Source organism: Desulforhopalus vacuolatus (assembly GCF_016918505.1).
Lineage (GTDB): Bacteria > Desulfobacterota > Desulfobulbia > Desulfobulbales > Desulfocapsaceae > Desulforhopalus > Desulforhopalus vacuolatus.
The window spans coordinates 55,404-73,586 of sequence record NZ_JAFFPZ010000003.1 but is presented as its reverse complement, the minus strand read 5'-3'; the positions used below and the strand labels follow the sequence as shown (position 1 = coordinate 73,586).

Annotated in this window: 12 protein-coding genes and 1 riboswitch; of the genes, 8 read left to right on the top strand and 4 right to left on the bottom strand. The window is 51.3% G+C overall.

The genetic code is table 11. The annotated features are described in order from the left end of the window. Nucleotides 1–178 precede the first annotated feature (178 nt). From JWG39_RS03045 to JWG39_RS03030, 4 genes are read left to right on the top strand one after another with little or no spacing between them, the layout of a single operon-like run. The gene (locus tag JWG39_RS03045; protein WP_205217891.1) at nt 179–2,017 is read left to right on the top strand and encodes a GAF domain-containing protein; all 1,839 of its coding nucleotides are present in this window, start codon (nt 179–181) and stop codon (nt 2,015–2,017) included. 6 nt (nt 2,018–2,023) lie between these two features. Then, nucleotides 2,024–4,240, top strand: a complete 2,217-nt coding sequence (locus JWG39_RS16905) for an HlyD family efflux transporter periplasmic adaptor subunit (RefSeq protein ID WP_205217890.1) — start codon at nt 2,024–2,026, stop codon at nt 4,238–4,240. Between the two features lie 17 nt (nt 4,241–4,257). Further along, nucleotides 4,258–6,252, top strand: a complete 1,995-nt coding sequence (locus JWG39_RS03035) for a preprotein translocase subunit SecA (protein WP_205217889.1) — start codon at nt 4,258–4,260, stop codon at nt 6,250–6,252. 26 nt (nt 6,253–6,278) lie between these two features. Then, a complete protein-coding gene (locus JWG39_RS03030; protein WP_205217888.1) occupies nt 6,279–6,998 on the top strand; it encodes an efflux RND transporter periplasmic adaptor subunit in 720 nt (239 codons plus the stop codon). 322 nt (nt 6,999–7,320) lie between these two features. Here JWG39_RS03030 and JWG39_RS03025 read toward each other — a convergent pair whose 3' ends face one another. The 3 genes from JWG39_RS03025 to JWG39_RS03015 form a co-directional block, all read right to left on the bottom strand. Further along, complete coding sequence (locus JWG39_RS03025; protein WP_205217887.1) at nt 7,321–7,983, bottom strand: glycine zipper domain-containing protein; 663 nt, start codon at nt 7,981–7,983, stop codon at nt 7,321–7,323. Between the two features lie 583 nt (nt 7,984–8,566). Further along, entirely contained in the window at nt 8,567–9,778 is a 1,212-nt protein-coding gene (trpB, locus tag JWG39_RS03020; RefSeq protein WP_205217886.1) for a tryptophan synthase subunit beta, read from the bottom strand. 280 nt (nt 9,779–10,058) lie between these two features. After that, nucleotides 10,059–11,675 (bottom strand): fumarate hydratase, encoded by a 1,617-nt coding sequence (locus JWG39_RS03015; RefSeq protein ID WP_275888945.1) that lies wholly within the window; start codon nt 11,673–11,675, stop codon nt 10,059–10,061. A 571-nt stretch (nt 11,676–12,246) separates the two neighbouring features. On the opposite strand from JWG39_RS03015, the gene JWG39_RS03010 reads away from it, so the two are divergent. The 4 genes from JWG39_RS03010 to JWG39_RS02995 all read left to right on the top strand — a co-directional run bounded on the left by JWG39_RS03010 (nt 12,247) and on the right by JWG39_RS02995 (nt 16,680). Beyond that, nucleotides 12,247–13,014 carry a 4Fe-4S dicluster domain-containing protein gene (locus tag JWG39_RS03010; RefSeq protein WP_205217884.1) on the top strand — a complete coding sequence of 256 codons (768 nt, stop codon included), beginning with the start codon at nt 12,247–12,249 and terminating at the stop codon, nt 13,012–13,014. 49 nt (nt 13,015–13,063) lie between these two features. Further along, the gene (locus tag JWG39_RS03005) at nt 13,064–13,915 is read left to right on the top strand and encodes a cytochrome c3 family protein (protein ID WP_205217883.1); all 852 of its coding nucleotides are present in this window, start codon (nt 13,064–13,066) and stop codon (nt 13,913–13,915) included. A gap of 243 nt (nt 13,916–14,158) precedes the next feature. Next, nucleotides 14,159–15,331: an NrfD/PsrC family molybdoenzyme membrane anchor subunit gene (gene nrfD, locus JWG39_RS03000; RefSeq protein WP_205217882.1), complete on the top strand. Its 1,173-nt coding sequence runs from the start codon at nt 14,159–14,161 to the stop codon at nt 15,329–15,331. Nucleotides 15,332–15,401: 70 nt separating this feature from the next. Beyond that, nucleotides 15,402–15,584, top strand: a riboswitch (cobalamin riboswitch). Nucleotides 15,585–15,699: 115 nt separating this feature from the next. Continuing rightward, the gene (locus tag JWG39_RS02995) at nt 15,700–16,680 is read left to right on the top strand and encodes a sirohydrochlorin cobaltochelatase (protein WP_205217881.1); all 981 of its coding nucleotides are present in this window, start codon (nt 15,700–15,702) and stop codon (nt 16,678–16,680) included. A 461-nt stretch (nt 16,681–17,141) separates the two neighbouring features. Here JWG39_RS02995 and JWG39_RS16430 read toward each other — a convergent pair whose 3' ends face one another. After that, nucleotides 17,142–18,083, bottom strand: a complete 942-nt coding sequence (locus JWG39_RS16430; RefSeq protein ID WP_205217880.1) for a D-alanyl-D-alanine carboxypeptidase family protein — start codon at nt 18,081–18,083, stop codon at nt 17,142–17,144. Nucleotides 18,084–18,183: the final 100 nt, after the last annotated feature.

The window sequence follows — 18,183 nt, the reverse complement described above, 5'->3', positions numbered from 1 at the left end:
CATTGTTGTTTGATATTGCCCGGAGCGTTCTGCGCTCCGGGCATTTTTTTGGAGTAACGATATCCCTCGGTATTTGCTATACTCTTCGGGACAAAGAAAATTACCGCCCGACTACCAACCAGTCATACCAGGTGCAGCGACCTGACTGGGCCATGAACAAATTGGTGAGAACCAGGATATGGAAAGTACAACATCTGGAACTTTAGACGCCCACGAGCAAAACCCGGAACTGTGGCAGTCGTTTGTGGAGGCAGACAGTGAAGAGGAGTATTTCCAGAGCTGGCTGTCGCTGCAGATAAACATTGTCGGTAATGCTGCGTTGCAGGGCTTGATGGTTGTGCAGCGGGGGGACAGCAGCTTCAGTCCTGTTGCCGCCTGGTCCGAATCCGGTCTGTCTCCGGAACGGCTCTCCGGTGTGGTTGAAAGGGTTATCGAGGAGCAGGTCGGGCTGCTGGTGGAGATGGCAGAGCCGGAGCGATATGCTGCGGCCTATCCAGTCCTTATCGACGACGCCTTGTTCGGGGTTGTCGCACTTGAGTTAAGAGCACATCAGCCGCAGGAGCTGCAGCTGGCAATGCGGCAATTGCAATGGGGAACAGCATGGCTGGAATTGCTGGTACGGCGCAATCAGCTTGAAGCGGATAAAGCACTCCTGCACCGGCTGAAAGCCGCCGTCGATTTGCTTGGGATTACCCTGGGCGAGTCGACCTTTACCGGTGCTTCACTGGTTTTCGTTACTGAACTGGCAGCTGCCAGTGCTTGTGAACGGGTCAGTTTCGGTTACCGCCGGGGAAGGTCGATACGCCTTGAAGCAGTTTCTCACAGCGCGGAAGTCAGCGAGAAGATGAACCTGACCCGGGCTATTGAGAAGGTTATGGATGAAGCCATCCTGCAGCGTACCGAAGTGACGTACCCGGAACTCGATGATGAGCTGCTGATTACCCGCGAGCATGAGGCGTTGTCACGCCAACAGGCGATGGCTTCCATTGCCACCTTTCCGCTGTTCCACGAAGACCATTATTACGGTGCCCTGACCTGCGAGAGGGCTGCCAATACTCCGTTCACAACCCGCGACATGGAGTTCATTCGTGCCGTTGTCACTCTCGCGGGACCGGTCCTGGAAGCCAGATACAAAAATGATCTTAATCCGGTCGTTGCCCTGTGGCATGGCATGGTTCGCCTGACGGGTGGGGTGCTCGGCTCCCGCCACCTCGGCAAAAAAATAATCATCCTCGCCCTTGCAGTGGCTGTTGGTTTTCTCTACAACAGCACCGGGGAATACAGGCTTACCGCCGATGCCAGGCTCGAAGGTGCCATTCGCCGGGCGATTGTCGTGCCGTTTGATGGCTACCTCGATGAAGCGCCGCATGCAGCCGGAGACAAGGTCGATCAGGGGGAGCTGCTCTGCTCCCTTGACGATCGAGACCTGTGCCTCGAAAAACTTGCCAAACTCAGCAGAATACGGCAGATGGAACAGCAGTATCAGGAGTCTGTGGCCAAACACGATCGTGCCCGGACCGTGGTTATTCGCGCCCAGCTCGAACAGTCACAGGCGGAGCTGGAACTGCTCGAGCAGAAACTGGAGAGGACAATCCTTACCGCGCCGTTTGCAGGTCTGCTGGTAAGCGGTGATCTCAGCCAGCGACTGGGCAGTGCGGTGACGCACGGTGAGATCCTTTTCGAGCTGACACCGCTTGACGCCTACCGCATAATTCTCAAGGTGGATGAGCGTAGAATAGCCGATGTAAAACCGGGGCAGAAGGGCAGTCTCATGCTTTCCTCTTTACCGCAGGAGCGGTTCAGTTTTGTTGTGAAAAAGCTGACCCCGATTGCGAGAGCAGATGAAGGCCGCAATTATTTCAAGGTCGAGGCGGAACTCACGAAACTGAATGAAAAACTGAGGCCCGGCATGGAAGGAGTTGCCAAAATCGATATAGATACCCGCCGACTGGTGTCAATCTGGACGAGGGATTTCAGCGAATGGGTGCGCTTGTCCTTCTGGGCGTGGCTCCCCTGAGGTGAAGTGGCGAGTGCAGAATATGCTGAAAGCAGCCGGGGGCACCGCTGGTATATCTCCGGGAGGTTTGTTGCTGACATGAGCGAATCACTGTTTAGCCGTTCCTGGTACAGGGTTGCGCCACTGAAGCCAAGACTGCGCAGCCATGTACAGATCTTCAAGCACAATTACCGTGGTGAGGACTGGTACGTGATTCAGGACCGGTTCACCGGCAAACATCACCGTTTCTCACCTGAGGCATATCAGATTATTGGCTTCATGGACGGTAAGCGCACCCTCGGCGATATCTGGGATCAGGCGTGCAGGAACCTCGGTGACCACATGCCGACGCAGGACGAGGTTATCGCCCTGCTGGCTCAGCTGTTCAGATCTGATTTACTGCAGTCATCAACATTACCGAATATAGCAGATCTTGAGCAGCGGAAGACCACCGGCAGGCGCAAACGAATGCTTGCCGCCGTTCGGTCGCCAATGTTTATGCGTATTCCCCTGCTCGACCCGGACCGCTTTCTCAGCGTCGCCATGCCGTTTGTCAATCCGTTGCTGAGCTGGCCAATGCTGGTTATCTGGATCTTGACCTTTTCGCTTTCGCTGGTGTTGGCGATAATGCACTGGCCGGATTTGACCAACAATTTTACGGATCAGGTACTGGCGCTTGAGAACATTCTGCTGGTGACGCTGATCTATCCATTCCTCAAGGTCATACACGAATTCGGGCATGCCTTCATGGTCAAAAAGTGGGGTGGTGAAGTGCACGAGATGGGCATCATTCTCCTCGTCTTCATGCCGATTCCCTATGTTGAAGCATCCTCTTCGCTGGCGTTCACCTCCAAATATAAGCGCATGCTGGTTGGTGGAGCAGGAATTATGGTTGAGGTTTTTATTGCCGCCGTGGCCCTTTTGGTGTGGCTTAACGTTGAATCGGGACCAGTCCGGGTGGCGGCTTTCAACATCATGCTTATTGCCGGGGTATCGACGTTGTTGTTCAACGGCAACCCTCTGCTGCGTTTCGATGCCTATTATGTCCTGTCGGATTTTCTGGAGATCCCCAATCTGGGGCAGAAATCAAACCGTTATCTCGGTTATCTCTGCCAGCGTTATCTGCTGGGTATCAATCGACTCGATTCGATGGCCAACACGGGAGAGGAAGCGGCGTGGCTGTTTTTTTATGGTGTGGCCTCTTTTATTTATCGGATCTTTATATCCTTTCGTATTATTTTATTTGTGGCTGCAAAGTTCTTTTTCATCGGTCTGGTGCTGGCGCTCTGGGCGGCAGTGGGGATGATCGTTCTGCCAGCTTCCAGGCTCCTGGTCTTTACCATAAAAAATCCAAAAATGAAGACAAAAAGACTCAGGCTGCTGCTGGTTATAATCCTCCCGTTCTTGCTTGGCAGCGGGCTTCTGCTCTTTTATCCCCTGCCATCCTACACGCTTTGTGAGGGGGTAACCTGGGCGCCGGAAGAATCCCGTCTGCATGCCACCGCCACCGGATTTGTCTCGGAAATAATGGTGGAGAGCGGCAGCAGGGTGACAGCCGGAACAGTGCTTTTACGTTTTACTAACGATGAGCTCGACAGCAGGGTGAAGCAGATCAGCGCCCGGCGTGATGAGTTTCTCGCGAAATATGACCAGAGCAGGCAGAAGGACATCAACGAGGCGATGCTGTTTCGGGAAGCGGTGATGCAGATCGAGGCTGAGCTGACTGAGGTACAATCCCGCCAGGCAGAGTTGACCATGACGGCTCCTGAAGACGGCATTTTTATTCTTGAGCGGCAAAGCGATATGCTGGGACATTATTTTACCAGAGGAACACAGCTTGGCTACATCCTTGACCCGGATGGACTCTATCTGCGGGTGGTGGTACCACAGTCCGACATTGAAAAGGTGCGCGGGGATACTGTGGCCATTGCAGTGAGGCTCTCTGATAAGATTGACACGGTCCTGCCAGCCAGAATCATCAGAGAGGTGCCAGCCGCCACCAGGGAATTACCGAGCATGGCCCTCAGCACCCAGGGTGGCGGCCCTTTTGGTCTTGATCCCCGGGAGAAGGAGCGCCCGATGGTCCTTGAGTATCTGTTCCAGTTTGACATTCAGGTTGAAAAACCTCTCGAACCATGGCTTGAACAGCGTGCGTATGTGCGTTTTGAGCATCATCCGGAGCCGTTGGCACTGCGCCTGTATCGGTCAGTCAGACGTCTGCTGCTCAGTCGATTTTCCTTCTAACTGCCCTGCCGGTGACCATGACCAGACCCTTCGCCATTCCATTGCCACCCTCCGCACATGACCAGAGGGCTGAACGCCCAGACAAGGTAAACACCCGTTTGGAAAATCTCGGCAATCAGCTCTACGGAGGCATACGAAGATTTTTCTCCGGGAGGAGAGGGATTCAGGCTGCTGTCGCCAGAATAGAGGGGCTTTCAGAACAGTTTGTCGAGAGTAGTGACAAGGAATTAAGTGACATCCGTGCAAAGGTTCGAGAGGATTTGCTCAGGGACGGTTTTACTGACAGCGCCGTTGCTGCGAGTTTTGCTCTCATTCGCGAAACCAGCAGGCGAATTCTTGGCTTATACCATTATCCCTGTCAGCTGTTTGGGGGGATTGCCATGCTGCAGGGCAAAGTCGCGGAGATGGACACCGGTGAAGGGAAAACTCTCACAGCTACGCTTGCTGCCGCAACTGCCGCCATGGCCCGCATTCCAGTGCACGTGGTCAGTGTAAACGACTACCTCACGGGGAGGGACGCGGAGACCATGGGACCTCTTTATCGTGCACTGGGGCTTGAGGTTGGTTGCGTTACCCACAATATGAAGCCGGATGAGAAACGTCATGCCTACAGCCGCGATATAACTTATGTAACCAACAAGGAACTGGTGTTCGATTATCTCCGTGATCGGTTGACGCTGGGCGACCGGACTGATGTCCGGCTCCTGCGGGCCGAGTATCTGCACAGTCGATCCCAACGCAGTGATCGTCTGCTCATTCGCGGCCTTTATTTCGGTATCGTCGATGAAGCTGACTCCATCCTCATTGATGAGGCGCGTACCCCGCTTATCATCTCTGGTACAGCCGGGGAGGAGGATGAAAAGGAATTCCTGCGCCAGGCCCTTGATATCGCGGCAACGCTTGAGGAAGGAGATGATTTCCTCCTCGACAGGCAGCGAAAAAGCCTGCGGGTGACTGAGCAGGGCAGAAAGCAGATTGAGACGAAGGCAGCAGGTTTAGGGCCCATGTGGAACGGCCTTGTACGGCGTGAATCCACTGTCTTTAAGGCACTGCAGGCGCAATATATGTTTCATCTGGACGAAAATTACCTCGTTCGTGACGGCAAGATACAGATCATTGACGAGTTCACCGGCAGGGTGATGGAGGGCAGGTCCTGGGAGCAGGGACTGCACCAGATGATCGAGATGAAGGAAGGTTGTGATTTGACGAGCAGGAGGGAGACGCTTGCAAAAATCAGTTACCAACGTTTTTTCCGCCGTTACCTGCATCTCTCCGGTATGACCGGTACCGCCCGCGAGGTTGCCGGTGAACTCTGGAACGTATATAATTTGCAGACCCTGAAGATTCCGCCCAATAAGCCGCCGAGGCGCAAACATCTTCCGGACAAGGTCTTTGCACACGAAGTGGGAAAATGGCAGGCTGTGAGTACGCGTATACTGGCCATCCATGAAGAGGGACGGCCGGTGCTGGTCGGTACCCGTTCGGTCAAGGCGTCTGAAAAGCTGGCAGGAATAATGCGGGAGCACGGGCTGGCGTACGAATTGCTTAACGCCAAACAGGACGCCGAGGAAGCCGCGATCATTCAAAAAGCGGGGGAGGTCGGTGCAGTGACCATAGCCACCAATATGGCGGGCCGGGGCACTGATATCAAGCTTACCGAAGAAGTGCAGAATCTCGGTGGACTGCACGTTATTTCCACAGAACGGCATGAGGCCGCCCGCATTGACCGGCAGCTTGCCGGGAGATCCGGGAGACAGGGTGATCCCGGGAGTTATGAGGCTTTGCTCTCTTTTGACGATATGCTCTTTACAGGGCAGCGGGGCAGGCTGCTGGCAAAAGTTGGAAGGATGATTCCAGCACCGCATAAAGGGCTGGGCGGAGTTCTTTCGCGCTGGCTGTTGAACAGGGCGCAAAAGCGCCTTGAAAAATATCATGACAAGATGAGAAAAGAGCTGTTCAAGCAAGACCAGGCGCAGGGAAGTCTGCTTTCCTTCTCGGGCAATCTTGAATAGTTCATCAACAACGGATGATAATATATATGAGATCTCTATTTTTCCTGCTTTTGTTTGTTCTTCTCCTTGCTCCACGAAGTATCCAGGCTGAAGAATTGCCGCCCCTGGAAGGTCTTATCGAACCAAATGAGCTGGTGCAGTATAGCAGCCAGGTGCCGGGTATTCTCGAACAAGTTCTGGTCGAACGCGGTACCTGGGTAAAAAAAAGGCAAACAATTGCCACCCTCAAATCCGGGGTTCAGAGGGCAGCGCTTAAGCTTGCCAAAGCGAGGGTCGACTTTGGCAAACGTAAGCTGTTGAGGAACGAACAACTTATAAAAAAGCAGCTGATTTCCATCAACGATAAGGATGAGATCGAAACTGAGGTCCGGTTCTCTGAGTTGGAAGTTTCCCAGGCAGAAGAACAACTGGCCCTCAGAACAATCAGATCCACAATCGCTGGTGTGGTGGTACAGCGGACCGGGTCTCCTGGTGAATATGTGGGGGAAGATCCGTTTCTGACCATCGCCTCCATTGATCCCCTCTCCGTTGAGGTCGTTGTCCCCTCAGGTTATTACGGAGCGATTAAAAAGGGAGCTGAGGCGACCGTTGAAATAGAGGGACCGCTTGCCGGGCAATATAAAGCCAGGGTCATTATCGTCGATCAGATAATCGATGCAGCCAGTTCCACCTTTGGCGTAAGGCTTGAACTGCCTAACCCGAAGAAAAAGCTTCCTGCCGGTTTGAAGTGTATAGTTACTTTTTGAGGATGTTGTTTCCCCAAAAAGTAACTATAGTCAGAGAGTAACGCAAAATGGCCCCTGGCGTAAATTACGACTCACGGATTTCCAGACGGAAAGATTTTTTTGTGCCAGGGGAAACATCAGGATACCTTGAATAACCACTCTTTCGCCCATCTTCTTCGTTACAGTCAAAAAATTATCCTCGAAGGTAAGCGCTGGATTCCGATATCAAAATTATAGGCGGTAAATTTCCTCCTGTGCCTCGAATATGAATGAATGCAGTCTGTTTCAAGGTACCCTTGTGAAAATGTGAGTGACCACATTATTTTTATCCCTTGCGATTCTCTTACCTCCGAGGTCCCAATCCGAACCCGCGATATGGCTGGTGCCAATAACCGTGGTTCCAGCTCCAGCGATCTCCGAGCCACAGCCATGTACCGGCTACCCAGAAATAGTCCGGCCCGGGAGGGGCATATCTTGGGTCAGACAGCGGGGCTGGCGGAAGGGGGCCCACAACACCTGTTACGTACGTGTGATCAGTCTGCGTCCGGGTATTGATCATAAAATCAATAACAGTTTCACTGACCCCGTTGTTTTTCAAGCGGATGATATCAGCCGTGTTGAGACTGTAAACGGTGCGGGAATTGCGGATCTGACTGATGATCAGTTCATCACTGATTCCAGCGCTCGACAGAGCCTGCACATCTGATACTGACAGGGGCTGCCCCTGTTCGACCCGCTGCAGGGTCTGAGGAGCCTGAGCCCGCAGCAGCTCCTCCTGCTGCTGATCAAGACTGTGACCGATAAGGCCGCCAAATATTGCTCCCACAGCTGTGCCGACAGCCGCACCGGCGGCGTGATTGTGTGTCAGGCTTCCGATCACTGCCCCGGCGGCTCCGCCGACCAGGGTTCCAGAGGCTGTATAATCAGTTCCTCCATGTGGTGTGGCGCAACCGGTTAAAGAGAGACCCGCAACAATTGCTGTTACTGCCAAAGTTGATTTTTTCATGCTTTTACCCTCCAATTGGGTTTTATCACATACGGGTACCTTGAATAATCTTGTATTTCGTTCATATTCGAGGCACAGGAAGAAATTTACCGTAGGTATATGACTGATATTCCGAGGATAAATTTTTTACTGTAACGAAGAAGATGGGCGAAAGACTGATTATTCAAGGCAGCCATACTTGAATTCAGCTTGCCTTCCTGCTGGACCACTCAAGGTCAACGCTTTTTACGGCAATACTTCCCCATGATACAGGTTCTGACCGGTATCACCGTGAAACACTGTGTCGGGGCGGTAGACAAGCATAACCGCAGACTCAGAAAAGGCTTTCCCTTCAAAAGGTATCTTAAGAAGTCTTTGAGGAACGAACTGGGGGAAATTGCGAAAATATAATGGGCTTTGTCCGGTCACAAGGAAGTTCTCCTTCGCTGATTGCCCTGCCGAGAGAATCTCCTGGGGTGTCTTTTGTCGAAGCGGAGGGGTATCTGGGAGGAAAAACAGACTGCTGCATGAAAATGAAAAGCAGTAACACCTCGTGAAAAATTAAGGTGTTACTGCCCGATGTTTCTACAGATCTCAGGGCCTGTTATGGCATGGTGATCTGACCACTGGCGATCAATTTTTCAATCTCTGCGACATCTTTATCGCCGCGACCAGAGAGGTTGACAAGGATTGTCTGGTCGGCTGAAAGTGTTGGTGCCAGTTTGAGAGCGTATGCCAGTGCATGAGAAGATTCCAGCGCCGGGATGATACCTTCCGTTTGTGAAAGTTTGAAGAACGCATCAACAGCCTCCATGTCTGAGGCGTGCTCATAGGTGGCCCTGCCGATATCCTTAAGATAAGAATGCTCAGGTCCTACACTGGGGTAATCAAGTCCTGCTGAAATTGAATAGACAGATGCCGGTTCACCGTTCTCATCTTTAAGCATATAAGAGTTGAATCCGTGCATGATACCAGGGGTTCCAAGGCAGAGTGTCGCCGCGTGGTCGCCTGGTTCAAGGCCACGTCCGGAAGGTTCCACGCCAACGAGTTTAACCTCTTTATCTCCTACGAAATCAGTAAACATTCCAATTGCATTAGAACCACCACCAACACAGGCTATACAGTAGTCTGGAAGTTTTCCCTGTTCATCGAGGAACTGTTGTCGGGCTTCTCTGCCAATTATCGATTGAAAGTCACGTACCATCGATGGATAGGGGTGAGGACCAACTGCTGAACCCAGAAGGTAGAAGGTGTCATCGGCGTGTTCAATCCATGCACCAAGCGCTTCGTCAACGGCTTCTTTAAGGGTTCTTTGTCCTGACATTGCAGGGACAACCTCTGCACCCATCATTTTCATGCGGAATACATTGAGTTTTTGACGCTCAATATCTACTTCACCCATATAAACAGTGCATTCCATACCCATGAGAGCGGCTGTGGCGGCAGCTGCGACACCGTGCTGGCCCGCACCTGTTTCAGCAATAATCTTCTTTTTACCCATACGTTTGGCAAGAAGGATCTGACCTATGGTGTTGTTGACTTTATGGGCACCGAGGTGATTGAGATCTTCGCGTTTAAGCCAGATCTGAGCGCCGCCGCACGCCTTCGTGAGATTGGCGCAGCGGTATATGGGAGTTGGACGACCGGAGTATTTGGTGAGGTAATATGTGAACTCTTTTTGGAATTCCGGATCATTTTTAGCTTTATCGTAGGCTGCGGCAAGCTCATCCAGGATAGGAATAAGGGCTTCTGGAACATATTGTCCACCATATTCGCCAAAAAATCCTTCTGCAGTAACTGTTGTTTCGGTTGTCATTTCTTCTCTCCAATCGTAGTGGCAGGTGAATGTTGAAGACAATCAACTCTTCAAGAAAACACCTGGAATATTGAATAAAAAAGTCTGTAAGGATAAGAAAATAATCCTATTAAGAGAAATTGTTGTTGTCAACACTTTGGCGGTTTTCAAGCTGCAAAAATACAGGAAGGAAGAGAAAGAGGGAGGCTTCCTCGGTTATCGCAACGCGAAATAAAAAAAGGTCGGCGGACAGAAAATTCTGTCTGCCGACCTTCGAGGTATCAGAAAAAAATCTTCACTCTCACATCATACCGCTGAAAAAGTCATTCCCTTTATCATCCACAAGAATGAAGGCCGGGAAGTTTTTAGCTTCAATCTGCCATACTGCTTCCATACCCAGTTCAGGATAGTCAATACATTCGACTTTGGTGATGTTTTCTTCGGCGAGAATTGCAGCAGGTCCGCCGATGGAGCCGAGGTAGAAGCCACCATTATTCTTACAGGCGTCAGTCACCTGTTGTGAACGGTTGCCCTTGGCAATCATCACCATGGAACCACCTGCTTTCTGCAGGAGGTCAACATAGGAATCCATCCGTCCGGCAGTCGTCGGTCCGAAGGAACCGGAGGGTTTACCCTCTGGCGTTTTGGCCGGACCGGCATAGTAGATGGGATGTTTCTTAAGATAATCAGGCAACTCTTTGCCAGCGTCGAGCAGTTCCTTGAATTTAGAGTGGGCAATGTCACGGCCGACGATGATGGTGCCGTTGAGGGAGAGCTCAGTTCCTACCGGATGTTTGGTCAGCTCGGCGAGCACATCTTTCATCGGTTGATTGAGGTCTATTTTTACTGCTGAGCGGGCGGCGTCGCGCAAATTTTCAGGGATAAGACGGCCGGGATTGGTATCCATTGTCTCAATCCACATGCCCTCTTTGTTGATCTTCGCCTTGAGGTTACGGTCAGCAGAGCAGCTTACGCCCATTCCTACCGGACAGGAAGCACCGTGACGCGGCAGGCGCACGATACGTACGTCATGGGTAAAGTGGCGTCCGCCAAACTGTGCGCCAAGGCCAATTTCAGCTGAGGCTTCCTGAATCTCTTTCTCCAGTTCCAGATCGCGGAAGGCCCGTCCGTGCTCGTTGCCGCTGGTGGGCAGCTCGTCGTAGTATTTGGCAGAAGCCAGCTTCACTGTCTTCAGATTGGCTTCGGCGGAGGTGCCGCCGATAACAAACGCAAGATGGTAGGGCGGGCAGGCTGCGGTGCCGAGGGTCTTCATCTTCTCAATGAGAAATTTCACAAGGGACTTCGGATTGAGCAGTGCCTTGGTTTCCTGATAGAGATAGGTCTTATTGGCGGATCCGCCGCCCTTGGCGATAAAAAGGAATTTATATTCCCCGCCCTGGGTGGCGTAGATATCAATCTGTGCAGGCAGATTGGTGCCGGTGTTGCTTTCTGTATACATATCCTGTGCTACGGTTTGCGAATAGCGCAGATTTTCATTGGTGTAGGTTTCGAACACGCCTTTGGAAAGGGCCTCTGCCTCGTCAAAGCCGGTCCAGACGTTCTGTCCCTTTTTACCCATGACAATTGCTGTCCCCGTATCCTGACAGAGAGGAAGTTCAAAGTTACAGGAAACTTCAGCGTTTTTCAGGAATTGCAGGGCAACACCTTTTTCGTTGTCGGAGGCAGCGGGATCTTCGAGAATTGCCGCTACCTGCTCGTTATGGCCTGGACGCAGCAGGAAGGAAACCTCGCGCATGGCAACGCGGGCCAGCTCAGTGAGTCCTTCACTTTTTACCTTGAGAATTTCTTCGCTGCCAAATTTTTCCACGGAGACATATTTCTCTGAGCCTTCGATTTTGTGGTAAGGGGTGGTGTCTTTGCCGACTGGGAAGGGCTCCTGATAGATGAACTTCGTCATGGTCATACTCCTTTCGCTCTCCTGAAGAGAGCAGTAGATGGTTTTTCTGTGCTCCTTTATACGCACAGGCAGGGAGACACAGACAGGGAAGACAGCGGAGGTGCAGCAAAATTCACATAAAACATAACAAACTTTGATATTGTAGCGCAAATATCAGGAAAAAAAAGTGCTTTCGTATCATTGGGAAAGTGCAGATGGATTGAATTGGACCTGTAATATACCGAAGGCGTGTACAGCCTGCCACGAATCTGCGTACAGCCTGGTTCAAAGGTCCCTCTCAGGAATTCTTTTTATCCCTTTTAAAATGCTTGTTTCCTTCCTGATTTTTTGATCAAATTGAGAGCTGAAGGGACTATCAAAACCTTGAATAAATGATATATTCATGAGTTATTGTTACTTTTAAGGCTTTTGGGTCCCTTTTACCGAAGGACCCTGGTGTTTCCTCCCGGGACATCAAATTATGACTGTACAGGGAAGAAGTTGGAAGAAAGGTCAATTATTCAATGCACCTGCCAGTTCCAGAGCCTGCTGATAAATCGGCAGCAGCTGACATTTTACGAGGAATACTACTATGAAGATGAACGACCTTGAAAAGGTGAAAAGTGAAGACCTCAGCGGTCTTCGCTCCAGCGAACGCCGGAATTTTCTGGGGCTTGGACTCGTCATTACCGGGATGTATCTCGGTGGGACAGTGCTGTCGCTGACCCCGGTGAAAAGTGCAGAGGCTATCGGTTTTGAAGAGGTAGTGCCGGTACCGGGGAAATATCCTTATGCCCCACATTACACCATGGTGCTGCGAGAGCACCTCTGCATCGACTGTGGCCGTTGTATGGAGGCCTGTGTGAAGACCAACCACGTTCCCGAATATGGTTCGCGCACGACCATTCTTGAGAAGCAGCGTCCTCTTGAGGGAAATGCTATTGAGACGATCTTTACACCGGTACTCTGCAATCAGTGTAACAATCCGCCATGCGTGCGGGTGTGCCCCACCTCTGCGATCTGTAAGGATGAAAAGACGGGTATTGTGCGAATAAAAAAAGACCTCTGTATTGGCTGTAAGGCCTGCATGACTGCCTGTCCCTATGACGCGTGCTATTTTAACGAGGAGCCGGATGTCCGGGCGGTTGACAAATGCGACTTCTGCTGGGAGTCGCGTCTCTCCAAAGGGGAAACGACCACTGCATGCGCCGAGGCCTGCCCCACAGGATGCCGGGTATTTGGTGACCTGGCCGACAAAAAAAGTGAGGTGTATATTCTGCTCCATACTCCGGGGACTACCATCTGGGTCCTGCGTCCGGAATCCGGGGCGCTGCCAAATGTTTACTACATCAATACATGAGCCGGATTGGCGAGATGTTGTAACTCCTATCAACAGGAAGAGGTTTATTATGAAGAAAATTATGATGATTCCGCTGGCTCTGGTTCTCTTTGCGGTGCCCGCTTTTGCCGAGGGTGATACTGCTGCGGTGAAAGGGAATGGTGGAGCAGTGGAACAGGTTGCCGCTCAAGGTGAAAATGTCGGGAAGGCTGGTGTTGAGGAAGGAGAAGACTCGGTGAAAGCGAAGGTCTCCGCAGCTCTGGACAAGGCGGGAGAAGCCATGGAAAGTGCCAAAGTTAAAGCCGGTGAGGCCGTCGACAGCACGAAGGCAGCCATATCTGAGGCGGGTGATAAGGCAAGAGAGGCTGCAGGTGATATGGCGGATGCGGTAAGTGAGGCGACTGGAAGAGCGAAAGATGCCTTTTCTGATGCAGCGGATTCTGTTGGTACTGCCGCTGGCAAGGCTGCTGATGCGGTGGTGGACGCCGCCGGAGATGCCAGTGATGCTGTTGTCAGGGCTGGAAGCAAAGCGGGCACCGCCGTTGCCGGTGCTGCCGGTGAGGCCGTGGAGGGTGTAAAAGCCGCGGCAGCTCAACTTGCCGGGAAGAAAGAAGCCGCCCCGGACATTCATGCGCCGGAAAAACCGATAGTGTGGACAAAACCGGTGCCGGGGGCTGTCTTTTCCCATCAAGTTCACACGGCAGGTGCTGGACTGGATTGTGACTCCTGCCATGATGACCTTTTTGTAATGGAGGCCGGTACAGCCGAGCAGAACGAAGATTTCAATATGCAGAGCATGTATGACGGCAAATTCTGTGGCAGCTGCCATAATGGCGAGACAGCTTTTGCCGCCAATACCCGCTGTACCGCCTGCCACATAGGCGTTCTTGGGGTAGAACGAATGAATAAAAAGGATCAGTAACAGACAGCTGCTGTCGGAAGGGAACATCGACTCATCGCCCATCTTCTTCGTTACAGTCAAAAATTTATCCTCGGAGGTAAGCGCCGGACTCCAGGTAAGCGCCAGACTCCGTGATCACAGTTATACCGGTGATGAACGGTAAGCCGGTATACGTACCTTCGATAAATTTCCTCCTGTACCTCGAATATGAACGAATGCAGGCTGTTTTAAGGTACCCGGAAATAATTATCAAAGGAGTTTACAATGAACAACACTGCAACTCAGAAAACGGCGGTGACCTCCCTTCTGGCCAGCAAGGTCTGGTGGTTGAGTCTCGCCATGATTGCTGCCGGAGTGGGAGCAGGGATATACGCTCTCTATGTAGGTCATGGAGAGGCTTTCAGCAATACCCGTGAAATACCGTGGGGATTGACGATCTCGGTGTCTACCTGTTTTGCCATTATCTCTACTGGCCTCGCACTGCTCTTTACTTTCAGTCGGGCCTGGGGCGGCAACAACATGGGTGTGCTGGGCTCTCGTATGGTCTGGCTTTCCATCTTCATGCTCTGCGGAGCTTTTCTCGTTATCGGCCTTGAGATGGAAAACATCTGGCGGATATCTCTCGACCTCATTCTGCACCCCAACTTCACCTCCAATATCTGGTGGATGGGTGTACTTTACGGTGCGGCGGTTATTGTCATGATACTTGAGGTCGTGCTGATTGTTCTGCGCTGGTACAAAACGGCTGTGGTGCTCGGTGTTCTCTGTGCCATCACTGAGGCCTGCGCCATTTTCAACCTTGGTGCGGTCTTTTCTTCTCTCAAGTCCCACCCCTTCTGGTATGGGGGACAGATTCCCGCCTTCTTTCTCGGTTCTGCAGTGCTCTCCGGAGCGGCAGCTTTGCTGGTTATGACTGCACTCAGCTACGGTATTCAGAGACGCAGGATGAGTGAGGAGGTGCGTGCCGCGATGACCACCGGTGGAAAGATAATGCTTCTCATCTGCTTTTGCCTGTTGATTGCCAACGCCTGGAAGATTCTGAACGCGTATTCCGGGGACTATGAATTGATCACTGCCGCCAGATCTCTTACGGAAGGGCCGCTTGCCATTAACTTCTGGGTGGTAGAGATCGGTACGGGTCTGGTTGCACCGATTGTATTGCTGATGATTACCCATCTGCGATATGTCAGTGTGATGGTTTTCTCCGCTATTCTGGTGCTGGTCGGCCAGTTCATCTCTTGTTTCAACATGGTGGTTTCCGGTGCCATTGTTCCCTGGGATCACGGTATAGTCGGTGTCCCGACATATCTACCCTTCATCCCGACTCCGGCTGAGTATATTGTTGTACTGGCTGGTTTTGGTGTTGTCGGCGCGGGCTTTATCCTTGGTGAGCGTTTTATCGACAAGACCTTTATGGCAGAGGATTCCAGCCACTGAGGCTCTTTTTAATATTCTTTTTGTGTATATGTCAGAAAAGTGTTGGCAGAGAAAAAATGGAAAGTTTATACTCAATTCCAATACATCAGGTGCGTTGTAAAATGCGAAGAGGAAAGCCGGTTAAAATCCGGCGCGGGCCCGCCGCTGTAACCGTAACGAACACTGAAGAATGCCACTGGCTGAAAAATACCGGGAAGGCTCAGTAAGTAGGAAGATCGGAAGCCAGAAAGCCTGCCTGATGAAGAGATGAAATATGCATCCGTGGAAAAGGGCATATTTTACGATACGAGGTAGAGGGCACCCCGGATCATTTATATGGTTCGGGGTGTTTGTTTCTCCGGACCGAATTATTGGTTACAGGAGTAAATATGAAACAGTTTGTAAAAGTATCTCTTCTCGCATTATGCATGGTGGCAATGGCAAGTATGGCCTGCGCTACGGGAATGCAGATTGAACGGGGCAAGTCGGCTATTGTAATTGCCTCCTTTGGGACGACTGTTCCCTCAGGAGTAAAATCCATTACCAACATCCTCAGCCACGTGAAAAAGGCGTATCCGAAAACCGAAGTTCGCCTTACCTTTACCTCAAATATTATTCGTTCTGTCTGGAAAAAGCGTCAGGCTGAACCCCAAAAATGGCTGGATCAGGGTATCCCGAAAGAAGTCCTCTATGTACAAAATATCATTGCCACTGTTGGTGATCTCGTAGAAGATGGATATACGAACATTGTTGTTCAACCGACCCATATCTTTTTTATGGAAGAGTCGACAGATCTCCTGCAATATGTTGATGCACTGGGTTCCATTAGAACGCTGAAAGACAAATGGATGCCCATCAATAACATCGTCATGGGGCGGCCTGCCCTTGGCGAACCCGGCGATCTTCATCCCTACCATGAAGACGTCGCCGAGGCAGTGAAAACCCTGGCTCCGGATGTTGCCCTTGCAAAAAAAGAGGGAAGAACCCTCGTCTATATGGGGCATGGTAACGAACACTGGTCAACAGGTATTTACAATTCTCTGCAACGGGAAATGAAAAAACAGTACCCGGATGTGAAGACCATTGTCGGGGTTGTAGAAGGTGCCCCCACAGTTGAAGATGTTGCCCGTCAGTTGAAACATAACAAGGCCGATAAAGTTATGCTCAAAGCCTTTATGATCGTTGCCGGTGACCATGCCACCAATGATATGGCCGGGGATGATGATGATTCCTGGAAGAGCATTCTTACTCAAGACGGTTTCAACGTGAAACCCGTTCTGCATGGTCTGGGGGAAAATGATGCCTTTGCAGAAATTTTTGTGAAACACATTGCTGATCGCGCCAGAGAAGCTGGAATTACCCTGAAGTAAAAAATTTCTCCGAGTTGTGAAACACAAAAAAGTCTGTCGGGGGTAACCCGACAGACTTTTTTGTGTTTTGTCCTGCAGTGATACTCTTTACATTTTGTATTGGCGGATTCAAAGGCAGGGACGGGAAAAGGGAGAAAGGAGACGGGAGACGGGAGACGGGAAAAAGCAAAAAATCCCCGTAGAGACGATCAATTTTGGCGTTTCCAGCACAACGGATGTTTCTAAAATTGATCGCGATGATGATAACGGTGGTATTCATTATCATTGGTGAATAATTGGTACAACAGTGATTACGGCGATTAGAGACAAGGCATGCTTTGTCTACACGGTGACGATAAACGTAATGATAACGGTGGAATGATTTGTGGGAACCTTGTAATCTTTTTTAAAGTTTTTCGCTGTTCCGTCTTTTGCTTTTCCCTTTCTCCCGTCTCCTTTCTCCCGTCTCCTTTCCCCTGCCTTTAGAAATCGAACAGCTCCACAGGAGGAGGCAGGGGCATCTCGCCCGGGTCGGGCGGAGCTTCCTCCAGTACTTCAGGAACTGGCGTGACATCTTCTGACGAAGAGGGCAGGGAGTCAGACTCCGTCGCTTCTGCTTTTATATCCTCAAAGGTGGTAAGGTCTTCTTCTGCTTCTGGAGAGGGCTGGGACTCTGGAGGTTGGGCCTCTGGATTCGGCGAAACAATCTGTGTTGCCTCTCCGACCGGCATTTTTTTGCCGATATAACGCCAGTGCCAGCTTTCCCATGCGAGGGGCATTCCGCCGGGACGCCTTATTTCAGGATAGGATTCAATAAAGCCAAATTCTCCTGCGTGACCTTTCAGCCAGCCGTAGGCTTTGGTGGAGGCAAAACGCCAGCCGGAGGGATAGAAATCGAGAACTGTGCCGAGCAGGTGTTCCGAATAGCCCGGTGGGGCGACATAGCGTACCACGTCCTTCCAGGTGCGCCCTTCACGAAATTTTCGCCTGAAGATATCCACCTGAGTATCGTAACTGCGATAGGCCGTTTCGGCCTGAAGGATGACTCCATCCTTTCGTGCAGCAAGAATCATCGCCATCAGAGGTCCCCAGGCACTCTTTTTGAGATATGCCTCATTGCCGTCATGAACATGAATCGTCGGAATCTGCTTAAAAGTGGCAAGAGAAAAAACAGGAGCTTTCAGCCGGTTGCCCGCCCAGGGAGAGGGGATGGTGTAGCGGGTGCCGTCAATAGTTACCACTTCTTCGGGCACTGTGGATGAGTCTACTATCGGCTGTGGCTGCTCGGCGGGAGGCAGGTACATTGCTGACGACTCTCCGCTCGTCTTTTCACTCCCGGTTTTAACCTCTGTCTCCCCCGGTATTGGAATATCATTGGTGTAGATTTCGAATTTTGGATCTTGAATTCTCTGACGTACTGCCACTTGTATTTCTTGTGTGGTCTGCTGTTGAACATTCACCGGAGGTATTGCTGACTCCGGGTGCTGTGACGTACTGGCGCAGGACGTAAGGAGGGAAGAAATT